Here is a 16,260-nt window from a genome sequence, read left to right as displayed (position 1 = left end):
TCTATATTGAAAATATAAGAACCAATTGTTAAAAAATTAAACAGATATTAATTGATTTAAACTACGTGGAAACTAAGATGAACTTACCAAGAGAATATGATCGAGAATTTGATGATGACGCCCATGCTTATTCTGAATTTCCAATAGAGGAGGAAGCGGATTTAGCGCATAAAAAGCGTATTCGTAAGATGTTGGAGGATAAGCTAGAGCGTAAACGCTTACGTGAAAATATTGATGAATTGGATGGCGAATTTGACTGGGATGAATTAGATCGATAATTCTTTCCTTTGTTGCTTATGAGCATGTAATGTGTTTTGCAGCAAAGTTGCTATGGTCATTGGACCAACGCCACCAGGTACAGGCGTTATCCAACCTACCTGTTGACTTGCAGCATCAAAGTTAACATCACCTCTTAGTTTACCACTGTCTAATCTATGTATGCCTACATCGACTAAAACTTGCGATTTACTTAACCACTGAGGTTCAATCAAATCACATACACCCGTAGCGACTACAATAATATCGGCTAATTTAATATGAGGTTCTAAATCTTTAGTAAAGCGATGACAAATCGTTACAGTAGCACCCGCAAGTAAAAACTCTAAAGCCATAGGGCGCCCAACAATATTAGATGAGCCCACGACAACAGTATTTCTTCCCCGCAGAGGAATATCATAAAAATCAAGCAGTTGAATAATACCAAACGGTGTGCATGGCCTTAGAAGAGGAATGCGTTGCGCTAAACGGCCTACGTTATAGGGATGAAAACCATCCACATCTTTAGAAGGTGTAATACATTCAATAATGCGATCACCATCTATAGTTGCTGGTAAGGGAAATTGGACTAATATACCGTCGATATTATTATTAAGATTTAATTCTTGGATTAAATCGACTAATTTTTCTTCTTTAGTACTGCCCGGAAGATTAAAAGCAACAGAGGTAATACCAGCTTCCTCACAAGCTCGCCTTTTATTGGTTACATAAATTTCAGATGCCGGATCATCACCAACTAAAATGACTGCTAATGCTGGAGGAGTAATACCAGTTTTTTTCCTTGCTGATATTTCTTGTGCTACAGCCGTTCTTAACTTTGATGCCAGTTGTCTACCATTTAAAAGAGTCGCTTTCATATTAATCTATTTAATTAAAGTATAAGAATTATGTAGTACTAATCGTTTTGATGCAATTTATAAGTTATTAGTCTTTTTCTAAAATTGCTATTGAAAGCCAAACTTAGGCGAAAGAAAGGGTACTTCCACTACGCAGTGCTTTTTTTAGCCCATTTTTTTTGACTAATCTTATCTTCTCACTCACAGTTTTCCAAAATGCTTATTTGCAAGAGATTTGTAGTGAATTTGTTGAATAACAAGGATATAGATGTTATTTTTCTATAATTTAAATGGATTAATCCTCGCAGGGAGCGCTGCTTGAAATTAAATTGTCTTGGTATTGCGATTTTATCATTATCGCTGCCTATATCAGTTTTTGGTATGGGAATGGGTGAGATAGAGATACATTCGTATCTTAATCAGCCCTTTAATGCTGAGATTCCAATTACAGACATTGATGGGGTTTCTTTAGATAACATAAGAGTAACTCTAGCCTCAGTGGAAGAATATGCACGGATTGGCTTAACTGCCAATGAAATATTGTCATTTCTGCGCTTTAGTATAAAAAAAGATCCCAATGGTCAGCCCATTATTGTTATCACTTCTACCGAACGAATTCCAGAGCCTTATCTTCAAATTGTAGTTGATTTAGCCTGGCCTGCTGGACAGATCTATCGTGCCTATACTATCTTGTTAGATCCACCAGGTTATAAGGTCAAAAAGTCTAGTTTTGTAACGGGCAGCAAAAAAGTTAATATTAATAAAATAGATATTGGCGAACCTGGTGTTGTTGATAAACCTGTTTATCAAGATATGAATGGTAAAATTGGTAATGAAGGTCTGGAAGTAACTTATGGGCCTACATTAGCTAATGAAAGTATTTGGCAGATTGCACAAAGATATAAAACTGCTGAGGCAACCTTGCCTCAAGTGATATTAGCTATTGTTGGCGCAAATTTAGATGCTTTTACCAAAGGTAATTTAAATGGTTTACAAGTTGGTGAGCGCCTTAAAATTCCTTCTAGTGAGCAGATAGTTCAAATACCTATGCGGTTAGCAATAGAAGAAATAGCTGCTCATGACGTAGCTTGGCGCAATAAGCAAGAAATTAAGCATGTTATTTTTCCTCCCTATATCAATAATTCTACTAAGAACTCTAAAATTAAGGAATCAGATACGACCTACTTTGAATCTAAAATTGTGCCCCTCCCAAAATTTAATTTAGAGACCCCAAGTTTACCTAATGACGCAGCTTCTTTACCCGCACCAGAAGTATTCTTTACTACATCAAATACCACCATACCTTCTATTACTCCAAAATCGTCTAAAAATTTAGCTGCACAAAAAAGCAATAATATAGCGATTAGCGCGGGGCTCGGTGTTACTTTGGCTGCACTTGATACTGTACGCACAGAAAACTCCTTAATAAAAGATCAGCTGGATAAATTAAAAGCTGCTAATAATCAGTTACAGCAGCAAGTGAAGAAACAACAAAAAGCAATGGCGATTTTACAGGAACAGTTAAAGGTTATTATGCAAGAACGTCAGGGCTTGCATGCACAAACTAGTTCCTTAAATTCATCTGATAGTTTTCCTTGGTTGTATTGGTTACTTATGGGGGGAAGTTCGATTGTGATTCTCTATGGGCTGCTTTACTGGCTTTGGCTTAGACATCGCGAAGCTGAAGAAGAGGAGCTAAATGAGGACGCTGAAACGACGGTTATTGTTCCGCCTACTGTTAATAATTCTTATAAAAAAACATCGCCTGAAAGCGATTATAGTCAGGCCAATGCCAGTATAACAGAATTAGATAAGTCTACATCACCTACCAAAAATTCACCGGTAGAGCCATTAACAGTACAAAAAATGCAAGCACACTCTGCGCCTATTACAGAAGTTGAACCAACCGCAATTATTAAAACTGATAATGACAAGGAACAGTTAAAAAATCCCCACAGTGAAGCGATAGACTTAAGCCAACAGGAGAAAGCTGTAGAAATAAAGCACTCTAATCCAGCCTTAAGCTCATTAGATAATACAGATAAAGTAAGTGATGATGAAGCTTCGATTGCAAATAATCAAGTAATTGAAAAGCAACAGAGCTCCATTTCTCAAGCACCAAGAGCACCAGCAGAATCAGCAAAGGAAGTAAGTATTGAGGAAGTAAATAATAGTATTAAGAAGGCAAATTCTTCCTCTGAGATGAATTTAACTAAAAATGCTACCTCTGGTATAAAAAACAAGCCACATCAAGATGCTAATTATGTGGCAAATGAATTAGAATCAGATATTGGGCAAGACCCCTTAATGCCCAATGATGAATCTTTTAATGAAATCCAGCAGCCGACTGATTCACATATGCCATATAAGCTGAATAATGAAGAAGATTATGCTGTTGATTTTGAGCCTGGTCTAGATAAATTAATTAAACCTAAGCCTAAGCAAATGATACGTGATGAGCAGTCTTTGGATTTTGTGATTGATGATCAAATAGAAGATTTATTAAAAAATATTAAGCCTAAAACTGATGCAAACTCTGCAAAGACTGAAACGTCAGTACCATTAGCAACTGATCCTTCTTTAGATACAACTAAAGATACAGTTAATGAAAATTTATCAGATTCGCATGAGACTTTAAATACTGAGGAAACAGGAAGTATAAATCAAATGAAGTCGGAAAATAGCACTGCTGAGAATGCCAACACAGAAAATTTATCATCTGATTCTCAATTAGTTAAAAGTCAAACAGCCTTAAATACCTTACTTTCTCTAGCGGAAACCTATATTGCTATGGAAGATTTTGAGTCAGCTGAGCAATCTCTGGAAGAAGTTATAAAGTTTGGTAATGCTGAACAAAAAGTACAAGCAGAAAAATTATTACAACAGCTAAATAAATAGGTTAATTTTCTCTGAAATAGACTAATTATTTTTTTGTGAAGATATTCAGATGTTTAGCGTTTATTCCCTAGACAAATATAGTATGGTGTTATACATTGGCCAATTTTAGTAGGAAATGCGTATGCGTATCGCCTTAGGGGTTGAATACGATGGAAGCCAATATCATGGTTGGCAAGCGCAAACAGGGCTACATACTGTACAACAAGTTATCGAAACAGCGATTAGTCGTATTGCCGATTGTAAGATAAATGTTGTTTGTGCTGGTCGGACAGACACTGGTGTGCATGCAACCAACCAAATTATCCATTTTGATTGCATAAAAGAGCGCTCTATTCGTTCTTGGATACAAGGGGCTAATTCTTATTTGCCTAAAGATGTTTGTATAAGATGGGGCAAAGAAATGCCTGATAATTTTCATGCACGCTATTCAGCCTTATCACGTCAGTATCGCTATATTATTTACAATTCAGCTATTCGTCCTGCTTTGCTGCGTGGTAATGTAACCTGGCAATATCGTCAATTAAATCATGTGCACATGCATGAAGCTAGTCAATATTTACTAGGAGAAAATGATTTTACTTCATTTCGCTCAGTAGAATGTCAATCTAATACACCCATGCGTAACATTCATTATATACAAGTAACAAGGCAAGGGGACTTAGTTATTATTGATATTATCGCCAATGCGTTTTTGCATCATATGGTTAGAAATATTGCTGGCGTATTAATTGCGGTGGGCTCAGGGAAAAAACCGGTTATTTGGGTTCATGAAGTATTACAAGCGGCTGATAGACGTTTAGGCGCTGAAACTGCACCACCTTATGGTTTATATTTAGTAAATGTTACTTATCCTAAAGAGTTTGGTATTATAGCCAACGCTTCTAATCCTTTATTCCTGTCGGAGCGTTAAATGCAAAGTTATAAGACTAGGATTAAAATGTGTGGGATGACGCGCCAAGAAGATATTGCCCATGCGCTATCATTAGGTGTTGATGCTATTGGTTTAATTTTCTATAAGGGAAGTAAACGGGCGATTTCTGTTGACGACGCTAAAAGGCTTATTACGCCTTTACCCTTATTTATTAATATTGTTGCAGTTTTTGTTAACCCTAGCGTTGAAGAAGTTTGGCAAGTTATCCATGAATTACCTGTCCAGTGGTTACAATTTCATGGTAACGAATCAGAATCCTTTTGCAGCCAATTTAATTTACCTTATATTAAGGCGCTGCCAGTAAAGAATAAAGATGAAGTAAGCAAAATGATGAGCTTATATCCACAGGCATCTGCTTTTTTATTAGATACACCTTCTCAGCATGATTATGGTGGTACGGGTATAATATTTGATTGGAATAATATTCCCGAGGCATGTTTAAAACCAATCATTTTAGCTGGAGGATTAACGACAGCTAATATTCAGGAAGCTATAAACAAGGTATCGCCTGCGGCTATTGACGTTTGCAGTGGTATCGAGCAGTCGCCAGGTATAAAAGATCATTATAAAATGGTTCAATTTGTTAAAGCATTAAGAGAAAATTATGAATAAAGAACTCCCTGATGAAAAAGGGCATTTTGGTCCTTACGGCGGTATTTTTGTTGCCGATACTCTAATGCATGCTCTGCATGAATTACAAACAGCCTATACAACTTACCGAAATGATGAGAGCTTTTTAGCGGAGTTAAAAGAGGAGTTACGAGATTATGTTGGTCGCCCATCTCCTTTATATCTTGCAAAGCGATTAACAAGCTTAGCTCAAGGTGCCAAAATTTATTTAAAAAGAGAAGATTTAAATCATACCGGTGCTCACAAAATAAATAATACGGTAGGACAAGCTTTATTAGCTAAAAGAATGGGTAAAACACGTATTATTGCTGAGACGGGTGCAGGCCAACATGGGGTTGCTACTGCAACTGTTTCAGCGAAGCTAGGTTTAGAATGCGTTGTATATATGGGCGCTGAGGATGTTAAGCGGCAAGCAGTCAATGTTTATCGGATGAAATTGTTAGGTGCGGAAGTCATTCCTGTTACTGCAGGGTCGCAAACATTAAAGGACGCACTTAATGAGGCGATGCGTGACTGGGTAAGTAATATCGATAATACATATTATATTATTGGCACTGTTGCAGGACCACATCCTTACCCACAAATGGTAAGAGATTTTCAAGCAATCATTGGCCAAGAAGTACGCCAACAATTTTTAGAAAAAGAAGCTTGCCTCCCGGATGCTTTAGTCGCTTGTGTTGGTGGCGGTTCGAATGCTATGGGCTTATTTTATCCCTTTTTAAATGATGAAACTGTGCAAATATATGGGGTTGAAGCAGGTGGAAAAGGGATTGAAACTGGCCAGCACTCAGCTTCTTTAATTGCGGGTAAGCCAGGTGTATTACATGGTAATCGTACCTATTTACTTTGTGATGAGTATGGGCAGGTCAAAGATACACATTCTGTCTCTGCAGGCCTTGATTATCCGGGCGTTGGGCCTGAGCATGCGCATTTAAAAGATATAGGTCGCGCGCAATATGTAGCAATAAATGATGATGAGGCTCTTGATGCATTCCGGACTTTAACCAAAGTAGAAGGTATCATTCCTGCTTTAGAATCAAGCCATGCCGTTGCTTATGCTATGAAATTAGCTAAAACAATGCAACCTACGCAAAGTATTATTGTTAATTTATCGGGCCGGGGTGATAAAGACATCCATACTGTAGCAAGTATTGATGGTCTGTGCATATAAATCAATGCTTGGTAATTGGAGTTTATAATGAGTCGTATTGAAAAAACAATATCCGCCTTGCGAGCCAATAAAAAGAAGATGTTAAGCCCTTATCTGACTGCAGGTGATCCTTATCCTGAAGCAACTGTAGCATTAATGCATTCTCTTGTTGCAGCTAGTGCAGATATTTTGGAGCTTGGTATTCCATTCTCAGATCCTATGGCAGAAGGTCCTGTTATCCAAGCAGCTATGGAGCGAGCGCTGCGTTATAACATCACGACTGATGATGTATTAACAATGGTAGAAGATTTTCGTAATAAAGATAATGACACACCCATTGTACTTATGGGTTATACTAATTCTATTGAATATTATGGCTATGATTGCTTTGCCAAGCGAGCCAAAGAAGTAGGTGTTGATGGTACAATTTTAGTTGATTTACCGCCTGAAGAAGCAAAAGAAGTGACAGCCATTTGGGATGCCCATGACTTATATAGTATTTATCTCTGTTCGCCTACAACAACTACTGAACGCATGGAATTAATTAATCAATATGGTCGCGGTTATTTATACTATGTGTCTTTAAAAGGCGTGACAGGCTCAAATGCTTTAGATTTAACAAGTGTAAAGGCTCTTTATCAGCAGAGAAAAGAACAAACTAATTTGCCGTTAATGGTTGGCTTTGGCATTAAAACACCTGCTGTTGCAGCACAAGTTGCTGAATTTGCAGATGGCGTCATTGTAGGAGCAGCTTTAATTAATCAAATTATAGAAGCTTATCAAGAAGATAAAGATATATATACTGCAGGTGCAAGCTTAATTAGAGACATGCGACAAGCCATCGATAAGATAGAGTAAACCATGACAGAAATTAATGAAAAACGTACACATTTTATTCGACAACTGATAACAGATGATTTAGCTACGGGAAAACATCAATCCGTTGTTACTCGTTTTCCACCAGAACCAAATGGCTATTTGCATGTAGGTCATGCTAAATCTATTTGCTTAAACTTTGGTATAGCAGAAGAATTTAAAGGCGTTTGCTATCTTCGTTTTGATGATACTAATCCTATTAAAGAAGAAGATGAATATGTCAAAGCGATTATTGATGATGTTAAATGGCTTGGCTTTGAGTGGAAAGACATAACTCATTCTTCAGATTATTATCAGCAACTTTATGATTATGCTGTTTTGTTAATTAAAGCTGGCAAAGCCTATGTAGATAGTTTGAGTATGGAAGAAATACGCGCTTACCGAGGTACATTACAGGAACCAGGAAAAGAAAGTCCTTATCGCACTCGTACGGTTGAAGAAAATTTAGATTTATTTGCTCGTATGAAAGCAGGCGAATTTCCTGATGGTACTCATGTCTTACGTGCGCGCATTGATATGCAATCAGGTAACGTTAATATGCGTGATCCAGTTTTATATCGTATTCGACATGCTCAGCATCAACGCACAGGAGATGAGTGGTGTATTTATCCTATGTATGATTATGCTCATCCTATTTCTGATGCATTAGAAAGAATAACCCATTCATTGTGTACGCTTGAGTTTCAAGATCATCGACCTCTTTATGACTGGTTTATCGAAAATCTACCTGTGCCTGCTAGGCCAATACAAACAGAGTTTGCCCGACTTAACTTATCACACACTGTTACAAGTAAGCGTAAATTAAGGCAGCTTGTAGAACAAAAAATTGTGCAGGGTTGGAATGACCCTCGCTTGCCAACATTAAGAGGTATGCGTCAACGAGGATATCCGCCAGCTGCTATTCGTCAATTTTGTGAAGAGATAGGTCTTTCCCGTAGCGATTCTGTGATTGACATGTCTATTTTAGAAGCTTGCGTACGAGAAGAATTAAATAAAACGGCTAAGCGCGCATTATGTGTGCTTAATCCAGTTAAAGTTATCATTGATAACTTCCCTGATGAAACCCAAGAACTGTATGCAGCTTATCATCAAAATAATCCTGACGCAGGAACACGTTGCTTACCCTTTACCCGTGAAATTTTTATAGAGCGCAGTGATTTTATGGAAGAGCCACCTAAAGGTTATTTTCGTTTATCACCTGGGGCTGAAGTACGTTTAAGACATGCTTATGTTATACGTTGTAATCACGTAGTTTATGATGATAATAATGAGATAAAGGAAATTCATTGCACTTATGATCCTGACACCTTAGGTAAAAATCCTGAAGGCCGAAAAGTTAAAGGTGTTATACATTGGGTTTCATGTAAGCATGCTCATAAAGTAACAGTTTATCAATATGATCGACTATTTAATGATTCAAATCCTGCTCGCGAAGAAGATTTTTTGCAATTTTTAAATCCTAATTCCATGAAAGTGCAGGAAGCGCTATGTGAACCTTCCTTAGTTAATCAACCGTTAGGAGAAGTATTTCAATTTGAGCGTTTAGGCTATTATTGTGTTAATACATCTGATAAAAATAAAGTCACTGCATTTCACCGCGTAGTCGACTTAAAAGACACATGGGGAAAAATAAGTTAACAGTTATTAGTTTTATTACTTTTTAGTCACAACTGGCAATTTAAATGCTTAGAAAGAGAGGATCATGCTTTATTTATATAATTCCTTAACCCGTAAAAAAGAAGTTTTTAATCCCATTACACCTGGTAAAATTGGTTTGTATACTTGCGGGATAACTGTTTATGATTATTGTCATCTTGGGCATGCTCGATCAATGGTTTGTTTTGATGTGATTGTAAGGTTTTTAAGAAGTCAGGGCTATGCAGTTAAATTTGTACGTAATATTACTGATATTGACGATAAAATTATATTACGTGCTAGAGAGCGTGGTGTTTCTATTCAAGAGCTGACACAACAATATATTCGGGCTATGCATGCTGATACAGCTGCTTTGAATATTTTACCACCAGACTTTGAACCACGAGCTACAGAGTATATAAGTTCAATTATTAATTTAATTGAACGTTTGCTTGCAAAGGGATATGCTTATCAAAGTGCAAATGGTGATATTTGTTTTGAAGTTGAGCATTTTAAAGATTATGGCAAGTTATCTCATAAAGATTTAGAGGGTCTTATCGCTGGCGCTCGTATTAAAGTGGTTAAAGAAAAACATTCACCACTTGATTTTGTGTTATGGAAAAGAGCTAAACCCGAAGAACCAAGTTGGCCATCACCTTGGGGAGAAGGGCGGCCAGGTTGGCACATCGAATGCTCAGCTATGGCTATGGACGCTTTAGGCGAGCAGTTTGATATCCATGGCGGTGGTCTAGATTTACAATTTCCTCATCATGAAAATGAAATTGCTCAAAGTGAAGCAGCTAGTGATAAACCTTTTTCCAATTATTGGTTGCATGTAGGTATGCTGCAAGTGAACAATGAAAAGATGGCAAAATCAACAGGTAATTTTTTTACTATCCAGGACGTTTTGAAAAATCATCATCCTGAAGTTATTCGTTATTTTCTCTTAAGTAGTCATTATCGTAGCCCTCTTAATTACTCAGAAGATAATCTTCATAATGCTGCGAAGGCGCTATCAAGGCTTTATCAGACTATAAAAGATGTTACTAATACGAATGAAGAGGATGAGGCATGGATAAACGAATTTAACAAGGCGATGAACGACGACTTTAATACGCCTATTGCTTTATCTATTTTATTTCAGTTGAGCCACGAATTTAATAAAACTCAAAAGCCAGCACTAGCTAATACTTTAAAAAAATTAGCTGGTCTATTGGGCTTATTACAAAGTTCCCCTGCTGAATTTTTGCAAGCCGAATCAGCTGACATTGATAAAGAATTTATAGAAAGTTTAATTGAAAAACGTCGTGAAGCCCGTATTGCCAAAAATTGGCAGCAAGCTGATGAGATAAGAGAAACTTTACTCAATCACAACATAGAATTAGAAGATGGGCCAACTGGCACTACGTGGCGTAAGAAGCTAGTTGTTTGATATAAGCAATAAGTAGCCTGGGTGAAACGCAGTGAAACCCGGGTTCCGGCCTTGCAGGCCGGCACCCAAAGCTACCTGCTACGACTTAAGGCCTAGATGCCGCGACTTGTTCGCGGCATCTAGAAATCAAATCTCCTAGGTGCTGCAAACCCGCAGTGATACTTAGAGGGGAGATTAAATTTAAAAGTAAACGCTTACAAAGAACTAATAAGTTGCTGGTGGATCACTAGCAGGAAAGGTATCTTCTAATGTTTTATCATGTCCGTCTTTCCTTCCACCTTCACCTTCTTCGTCCTCACGTTCAATATCTTTCTTGTCTTTATTATTTTCAGGAAGCGGTTTGTTGGGATTTTTTTCTTTATCCATCATTTCCCCTTTTTTTAAATTAAATGCTTATTAAGTTTTTTGCATTATCTTTAATACTACTAAGATTTATAATAAATATCAAATTGAGCAAAAATTGATTAATGCTGACTTGTGACGCGTAAAATTTCTGCCAAAGAAGTATCACCAGCCAATACCCGTTTAAATCCATCTTGGCGAATTGTTGGAACTTGGGGACGTAAGTAATTATCCATCGTTTGCAAACTATCATTTCTATGAATCATGCCACGTAAATTTTCATCAATAATAATTAACTCATAAATGCCGGTTCGGCCTCTGTAACCAAGTTGATTACAAATATCACAGCCTTTAGGCTCGCATACATTTGAAATATCTATTTCATTGGTTATACCCATTAACTCTTTCTCATCATCACGTAAATTATGAGGCGTTTTACATGCTGAGCAGAGCTTTCTAACCAGCCTTTGCGCCATTAATCCTATAATACTTGACGAAAGGAGAAAGGATTCTACTCCCATATCTATTAAGCGGGTCAAAGCCCCAAGCGCACTATTAGTATGTAAAGTAGATAAAACTAAATGGCCTGTTAAACTTGCTTGTACAGCAATTTCAGCCGTTTCTAAATCGCGAATTTCGCCAATCATGACCACGTCAGGATCTTGACGGAGAATGGCTCTTAAGCCTTTTGCAAAGGTCATTTGAACTTTTGTATTTACTTGTGTTTGCCCAATTCCAGGTAAATCATATTCAATGGGATCTTCAATAGTAAGGATATTACGACTTACTTCATTTAATTCGGTAAGCATGGCATAGAGTGAAGTCGTTTTACCAGAGCCTGTGGGGCCTGTTACTAAAATAATACCATGAGGTTGCGAAATTAAGTTGCGAATAATTCGCAAAGGCTCAGGCGCCATACCTAACAAGCCTAAGTCTAATTGGGCAGCTTGCTTATCTAGAATACGGAGTACAATCCTTTCACCATGATTTGATGGTAATGTCGATACTCGTACATCAACATTATGTCCCCCAATCCGCAAGGCAATTCGACCATCTTGTGGAATACGTTTTTCAGCGATATCTAATTTTGCCATTACTTTAACACGAGAAATAACTAAAGGCGCAATAGCTCGCTGAATTTCTAAAACTTCATGCAAAACACCATCAATTCGGTTACGTACTATGACGCGATTCTCATATGTTTCAATATGGATATCAGATGCTTTTTGCTTGATAGCTTGAGTAAATAAAGCATTTAGTAAGCGAATGATAGGGGCATCATCTTGATTATCTAATAGGTCTTCACTAGTAGGTAATTGACCTGCAAGTAATGATAAATCAATATCGCCTTCCATGCCTTCTGCCGCATCTAAAATTGATGATTTAGATTGATAATAATTAGTTAAATGCTGCTGAAACTCACTTTCTGTAACCTCTTTTAATCTTAGATCACATTGTAAAAACCGTTTAACTTCAGCTAATATCGATAAGGATGGATTAGGCAAGTGGAATAAAATGCATTGATCATTGTCATCTACCGTTGCTATAACACCGTTAGCTTTAGCAAAGGCATAGGGCAATTGTTTTTTTGTTAACTCTACTTGTGTTTCCGGTTCTATCATTTGGTCATAATTACTTTTTGCTGCACAGAGCGACTAAATGGCTTGGGTAAGTCGGCTTCTTTAAGCGGTGGTAAAATCATTTTACTGTAGTTCGGGTCATAATCTTGTGAGCGTAAAAAAGCAAGCTCATCTTGTCTTAAATCATTATATTTTGAGCCTGTTACATGAACAGCGTCACGTGGTGTTCTTAAAATAATAGGGCGAATAAAGACCATTAAAACACGTTTCTCACGTGAACGCACATTATGTTGAAAAAATCTGCCCAAGCCTGGAATATCACCAATAATCGGAATACCATTATTATCCGTTCCTAAGCTATCTTGTGTTAAGCCGCCTAAAACAACCACATTACCACTTTCAACATGTACAGAGGTGACAATACTACTTATTTTGAAAATAGGGTTGCTTAAGTCTAAAGCCGTTGACGGATCAATAGTGTCATTACCTTGGTCAATCTGTAAATGTATGCCATTACCGCGTGTAATCTGTGGTCTTACATATAAATGCAAAGCGACATTTACCCGATCAAATGTAGTATATGGGCTCGCTACTGTAGTGCCGCCTCCATTATTCGGATAAGATGTACTTGCTACAGAAATTTGTTTACCGACTAAAATTTTAGCTTGTCGATTATCGAGTACCACGACTGAGGGTGTCGATAAAACATTAGCTTTTCGTCTTTGTACTAAGCCATATAACTGCGCTTGGAAATTATCAATACTAATTTGCGAATTTATAATAGCAAATCCTGGTCTAAAGGGGGTCACAGGAGAATCAAATAGATTATCTCCTCTAGAACCAACACCAACGCTTCCCCACTCAATTCCTAAACTATTGATATCTGCTGCATCAACTTCTGCAACTAATGCTTCTATTAATAATTGAGCTGGTCTAATGTCTAGTTGACCAATAACGCTTTTTAGAATGCGAATTAAACTAACCGGGGCGTTAATAATAATAGAATTGGTATTAGGTTCAGCAATAATTTGTACTGTAGGCTTGGTGGTACCTTCATTTTGAGTAGTAGCGCCGCTGGTATTAGGTGTTGCAGAAGGGTTGGCTGCAAAAGGGGCGGGAGTTTGCGTAGTTGTAGTCGTTGTTTGGGTATTAGAATTATTATTAACAAGATTAGAAGCTGGATTAGTACTATCTAGTTCTGGTCTAGTAATAGTGCCAATGGTTGTGCCTACATTACCACTAAAGTTGGCTTGGGCGATACCTGCTAAAATAGGAACTAAATCTTCTGCTCTTAAATAGCTTAAATAAACAACTTGAGTATTACTATTTGTACCGTTTGGATTTTGTTTGTCTAATCGAGAAATAAGTAAGCGTAACCGCAATCGATCAGTTCGGCTGCCACTAATTAAAATAGAATTACTACGATCATCGGCTGCAAGCATAACCTGTGCATGGCCAGCCATGCCCGGTTGGGTTTTAATCAAGTCTTTAAGTGTACCTGCAATATCCATAGCAAGAGCATATTTTAAAGGTACCATGTCTATGCCGTTTGCGGTTGAGGTATCAACTTGCCTGATAATATTAGCCAGCTGATGAATATTACTTGCACGCCCTGATAAAATTAACATGTTAGAGGGGCCGTAAGCTGATACATTACTCCATTGAGGCATGAGCGGCCTTAATACAGGAATGAGTTGTTCGGCAGGTACAAAGCGTACGGGAACAACTTCAACCATCATATCATCCCCACGTGGTGGATGACGTAAGTCATCTAATAAATCAGTTGTTACCGTTTTGGCATCAATATTAGGTACAATTTTAATAACTTGACCACTAGGAATAGCAGCATAACCTGATACTTGTAAAACAGATAAAAAAACTTGATATAATTCTTTATCAGAAATTGGTGTAGCGGATACTATTGAAATTTTACCTTGTACGCGTGGGTCAACAATAAAATTCTTGCCTGTTACTCTGGATACTTCAGCTATAACAGCGCGGATATCAGCATTTCTTAAATTCCATAATTTCTTTTCTACTACTGTATTTATGGGCGGTATAGAGGAAGGAAGGGGAACACTGGTTGTAGCTGTGGTGGTAGGCGTTAAAGGGGTATTACTTCCACTTATGTCTTGTTGAATAGTTTTTGCTAATTGTAAATCTGCGATGGGGCCAACCGTTACTACATAGAGCTTTTTGGTCTTGTCAAAATTAACAGCAACCGGCTGTTTAAAAGTCGTAGACAGCTTAGCTTTAAGCTGCTCGGCATTACTTTCATAAGGGAAAGCACCGGCATCAACCATATAAACTGTTTTGTTATCTACTATAACCTTATTGATTTTAAAATCAGCAGCTTGTACAGCAGAAAAGCAAAACCCTATTAAAAGGATTAAACCAAATCTTCGCATTAACCGACCATTAAAGAAGCGTTGCTACATCATAACTAAAATTAACTAGATACAATAGACTTTTTATTAATTCACTTTAAAGTAAAATGTAATTGATAATTAAAGCAGCGAATTTGCTACTTAAAGAGCAAATTTATGTATGAAATTAGATCATAATAAGGTTAATATGACATTACTTAATTAAGGGACTACTTTCAGTAAAAGAAATATCAACCATTTAAAGTCGAGTATCTTTCCCTAAGCTCCTATTGCCTTACAAGCTGGTTTAATTCTTTTAGTGCATTCCATTGCTAAATGAGCTTGTCTCTTGTCTAAAACTTAGTAAAAAATGCTATAATGAGGTTTACACGGATTGTCTATCGTTCCCTCGTTGAAAAAGGATACGTTTAGCCTCTTCACTCATGACCGGACTTGTTTTTATTTCATTTCCTTTCTCATAAGCGCGCTTAACGCCCGGACGTTCTTGCATTTTAAGAAACCAGCGCTTTAAATGAGGAAAATTGTTTAAATCTTGTTGCTGATTTTCATAAGGTACTATCCAAGGATAGCAAGCCATGTCTGCAATGGAGTATTCGTTAGCAATAAAGTCTCGATCTGCTAGTTGTTTGTTAAGAACCCCATATAATCTAGATGTTTCTCGTACATATCGCTCAATTGCATAAGTTATTTTTTCAGAAGCATAAAGGGAAAAATGATGATTTTGGCCAGCCATGGGACCAAGACCACCAACCTGCCAAAACAACCATTGTAAACATTCATAACGAGGCGCCATCTCTGTAGGCAAAAATTTTCCAGTTTTTTCAGCTAGATACATTAATATGGCACCTGATTCAAAGATAGCCAGGGGTTTATTTAGATTAGGGTCCTGATCTATAATGGCAGGCATTCTATTATTCGGTGAAATTTTTAAAAATTCCTCTTTAAATTGATCACCTTTGGTAATATCAATTGGAATAATTTGATAAGGTAAATTACATTCTTCTAAAAATATCGTTATTTTGTGTCCATTTGGGGTTGGCCAATAATATAGCTCAATCATGATTGTCCTTAATTAAATATTGTTTTATATAAGACCTCTTGCTAACCTGCCTCTTTTATACGATTGCTGCGTTACAAGTGTTTCTCCGGTGCTCATTTACTGTAAACTCCGCTCCTCAAAACACTTGCGCCTTGCACTTACATAAAATATACAAGTTAGGCGAGGTCTATAGTTAAAATTAGAAAGCGTTTAAGTCTTAGCATAGCACCCTTTTAAAGAAAAACTAC

The 16,260-nt window shown here is 37.2% G+C and carries 13 protein-coding genes; 8 read left to right on the top strand and 5 right to left on the bottom strand.

The features are described from left to right. Positions 1 to 77 precede the first annotated feature (77 nt). Entirely contained in the window at positions 78 to 278 is a 201-nt protein-coding gene (locus DYH30_RS08475) for a hypothetical protein (RefSeq protein ID WP_115331246.1), read from the top strand. Here DYH30_RS08475 and folD read toward each other — a convergent pair. Beyond that, on the bottom strand, positions 267 to 1,133 hold the full coding sequence (gene folD / locus DYH30_RS08470; protein WP_115331245.1) for a bifunctional methylenetetrahydrofolate dehydrogenase/methenyltetrahydrofolate cyclohydrolase FolD: 867 nt from the start codon (positions 1,131 to 1,133) through the stop codon (positions 267 to 269). The genes DYH30_RS08475 and folD overlap by 12 nt on opposite strands. A 297-nt stretch (positions 1,134 to 1,430) precedes the next feature. Here folD and DYH30_RS08465 point away from each other — a divergent pair, with 297 nt between their 5' ends. The 7 genes from DYH30_RS08465 (at position 1,431) to cysS (ending at position 10,664) form a co-directional block, all read left to right on the top strand. Next, positions 1,431 to 4,010, top strand: coding sequence for a motility hub landmark protein FimV (locus DYH30_RS08465; RefSeq protein WP_115331244.1), 2,580 nt, complete (start codon positions 1,431 to 1,433; stop codon positions 4,008 to 4,010). A gap of 121 nt (positions 4,011 to 4,131) precedes the next feature. After that, positions 4,132 to 4,920 carry a tRNA pseudouridine(38-40) synthase TruA gene (gene truA / locus DYH30_RS08460; RefSeq protein WP_115331243.1) on the top strand — a complete coding sequence of 263 codons (789 nt, stop codon included), beginning with the start codon at positions 4,132 to 4,134 and terminating at the stop codon, positions 4,918 to 4,920. Continuing rightward, positions 4,921 to 5,553 carry a phosphoribosylanthranilate isomerase gene (locus DYH30_RS08455; protein ID WP_115331242.1) on the top strand — a complete coding sequence of 211 codons (633 nt, stop codon included), beginning with the start codon at positions 4,921 to 4,923 and terminating at the stop codon, positions 5,551 to 5,553. Then, the gene (gene trpB, locus DYH30_RS08450; protein WP_115331241.1) at positions 5,543 to 6,742 is read left to right on the top strand and encodes a tryptophan synthase subunit beta; all 1,200 of its coding nucleotides are present in this window, start codon (positions 5,543 to 5,545) and stop codon (positions 6,740 to 6,742) included. Before DYH30_RS08455 ends, trpB begins: the two co-directional genes overlap by 11 nt. A gap of 27 nt (positions 6,743 to 6,769) precedes the next feature. Next, entirely contained in the window at positions 6,770 to 7,579 is an 810-nt protein-coding gene (trpA, locus tag DYH30_RS08445) for a tryptophan synthase subunit alpha (RefSeq protein ID WP_115331240.1), read from the top strand. 3 nt (positions 7,580 to 7,582) lie between these two features. After that, positions 7,583 to 9,235 (top strand): glutamine--tRNA ligase/YqeY domain fusion protein, encoded by a 1,653-nt coding sequence (locus DYH30_RS08440; protein ID WP_115331239.1) that lies wholly within the window; start codon positions 7,583 to 7,585, stop codon positions 9,233 to 9,235. Positions 9,236 to 9,299: 64 nt separating this feature from the next. Further along, positions 9,300 to 10,664, top strand: a complete 1,365-nt coding sequence (gene cysS, locus DYH30_RS08435; RefSeq protein ID WP_115331238.1) for a cysteine--tRNA ligase — start codon at positions 9,300 to 9,302, stop codon at positions 10,662 to 10,664. Positions 10,665 to 10,868: 204 nt separating this feature from the next. On the opposite strand, the gene DYH30_RS17950 is transcribed toward cysS, so the two are convergent. From DYH30_RS17950 to DYH30_RS08420, 4 genes are all read right to left on the bottom strand, one after another. Beyond that, positions 10,869 to 11,030: a hypothetical protein gene (locus DYH30_RS17950; RefSeq protein WP_160116181.1), complete on the bottom strand. Its 162-nt coding sequence runs from the start codon at positions 11,028 to 11,030 to the stop codon at positions 10,869 to 10,871. A gap of 98 nt (positions 11,031 to 11,128) precedes the next feature. After that, positions 11,129 to 12,628, bottom strand: a complete 1,500-nt coding sequence (gene lspE, locus DYH30_RS08430; protein ID WP_115331237.1) for a GspE family T2SS ATPase variant LspE — start codon at positions 12,626 to 12,628, stop codon at positions 11,129 to 11,131. Further along, a complete protein-coding gene (gene lspD / locus DYH30_RS08425) occupies positions 12,625 to 14,994 on the bottom strand; it encodes a GspD family T2SS secretin variant LspD (protein ID WP_115331236.1) in 2,370 nt (789 codons plus the stop codon). Before lspD ends, lspE begins: the two co-directional genes overlap by 4 nt. A 343-nt stretch (positions 14,995 to 15,337) precedes the next feature. Further along, on the bottom strand, positions 15,338 to 16,033 hold the full coding sequence (locus DYH30_RS08420; RefSeq protein WP_115331235.1) for a glutathione S-transferase N-terminal domain-containing protein: 696 nt from the start codon (positions 16,031 to 16,033) through the stop codon (positions 15,338 to 15,340). Between the last annotated feature and the right edge of the window lie 227 nt (positions 16,034 to 16,260).

Source organism: Legionella busanensis, assembly GCF_900461525.1.
Lineage (GTDB): Bacteria > Pseudomonadota > Gammaproteobacteria > Legionellales > Legionellaceae > Legionella_C > Legionella_C busanensis.
This window is presented reverse-complemented; position numbering and strand designations above follow the sequence as displayed.

Bases quoted from the DNA above. Each gene is read 5' to 3' on its own strand.
- DYH30_RS08440 (WP_115331239.1), top strand. From the start codon at position 7,583: ATGACAGAAATTAATGAAAAACGTACACATTTTATTCGACAACTGATA.
- DYH30_RS17950 (WP_160116181.1), bottom strand. From the start codon at position 11,030: ATGGATAAAGAAAAAAATCCCAACAAACCGCTTCCTGAAAATAATAAA.
- lspE (WP_115331237.1), bottom strand. From the start codon at position 12,628: ATGATAGAACCGGAAACACAAGTAGAGTTAACAAAAAAACAATTGCCC.
- folD (WP_115331245.1), bottom strand. From the start codon at position 1,133: ATGAAAGCGACTCTTTTAAATGGTAGACAACTGGCATCAAAGTTAAGA.
- DYH30_RS08475 (WP_115331246.1), top strand. From the start codon at position 78: ATGAACTTACCAAGAGAATATGATCGAGAATTTGATGATGACGCCCAT.
- truA (WP_115331243.1), top strand. From the start codon at position 4,132: ATGCGTATCGCCTTAGGGGTTGAATACGATGGAAGCCAATATCATGGT.
- trpA (WP_115331240.1), top strand. From the start codon at position 6,770: ATGAGTCGTATTGAAAAAACAATATCCGCCTTGCGAGCCAATAAAAAG.
- DYH30_RS08455 (WP_115331242.1), top strand. From the start codon at position 4,921: ATGCAAAGTTATAAGACTAGGATTAAAATGTGTGGGATGACGCGCCAA.
- cysS (WP_115331238.1), top strand. From the start codon at position 9,300: ATGCTTTATTTATATAATTCCTTAACCCGTAAAAAAGAAGTTTTTAAT.
- lspD (WP_115331236.1), bottom strand. From the start codon at position 14,994: ATGCGAAGATTTGGTTTAATCCTTTTAATAGGGTTTTGCTTTTCTGCT.
- DYH30_RS08420 (WP_115331235.1), bottom strand. From the start codon at position 16,033: ATGATTGAGCTATATTATTGGCCAACCCCAAATGGACACAAAATAACG.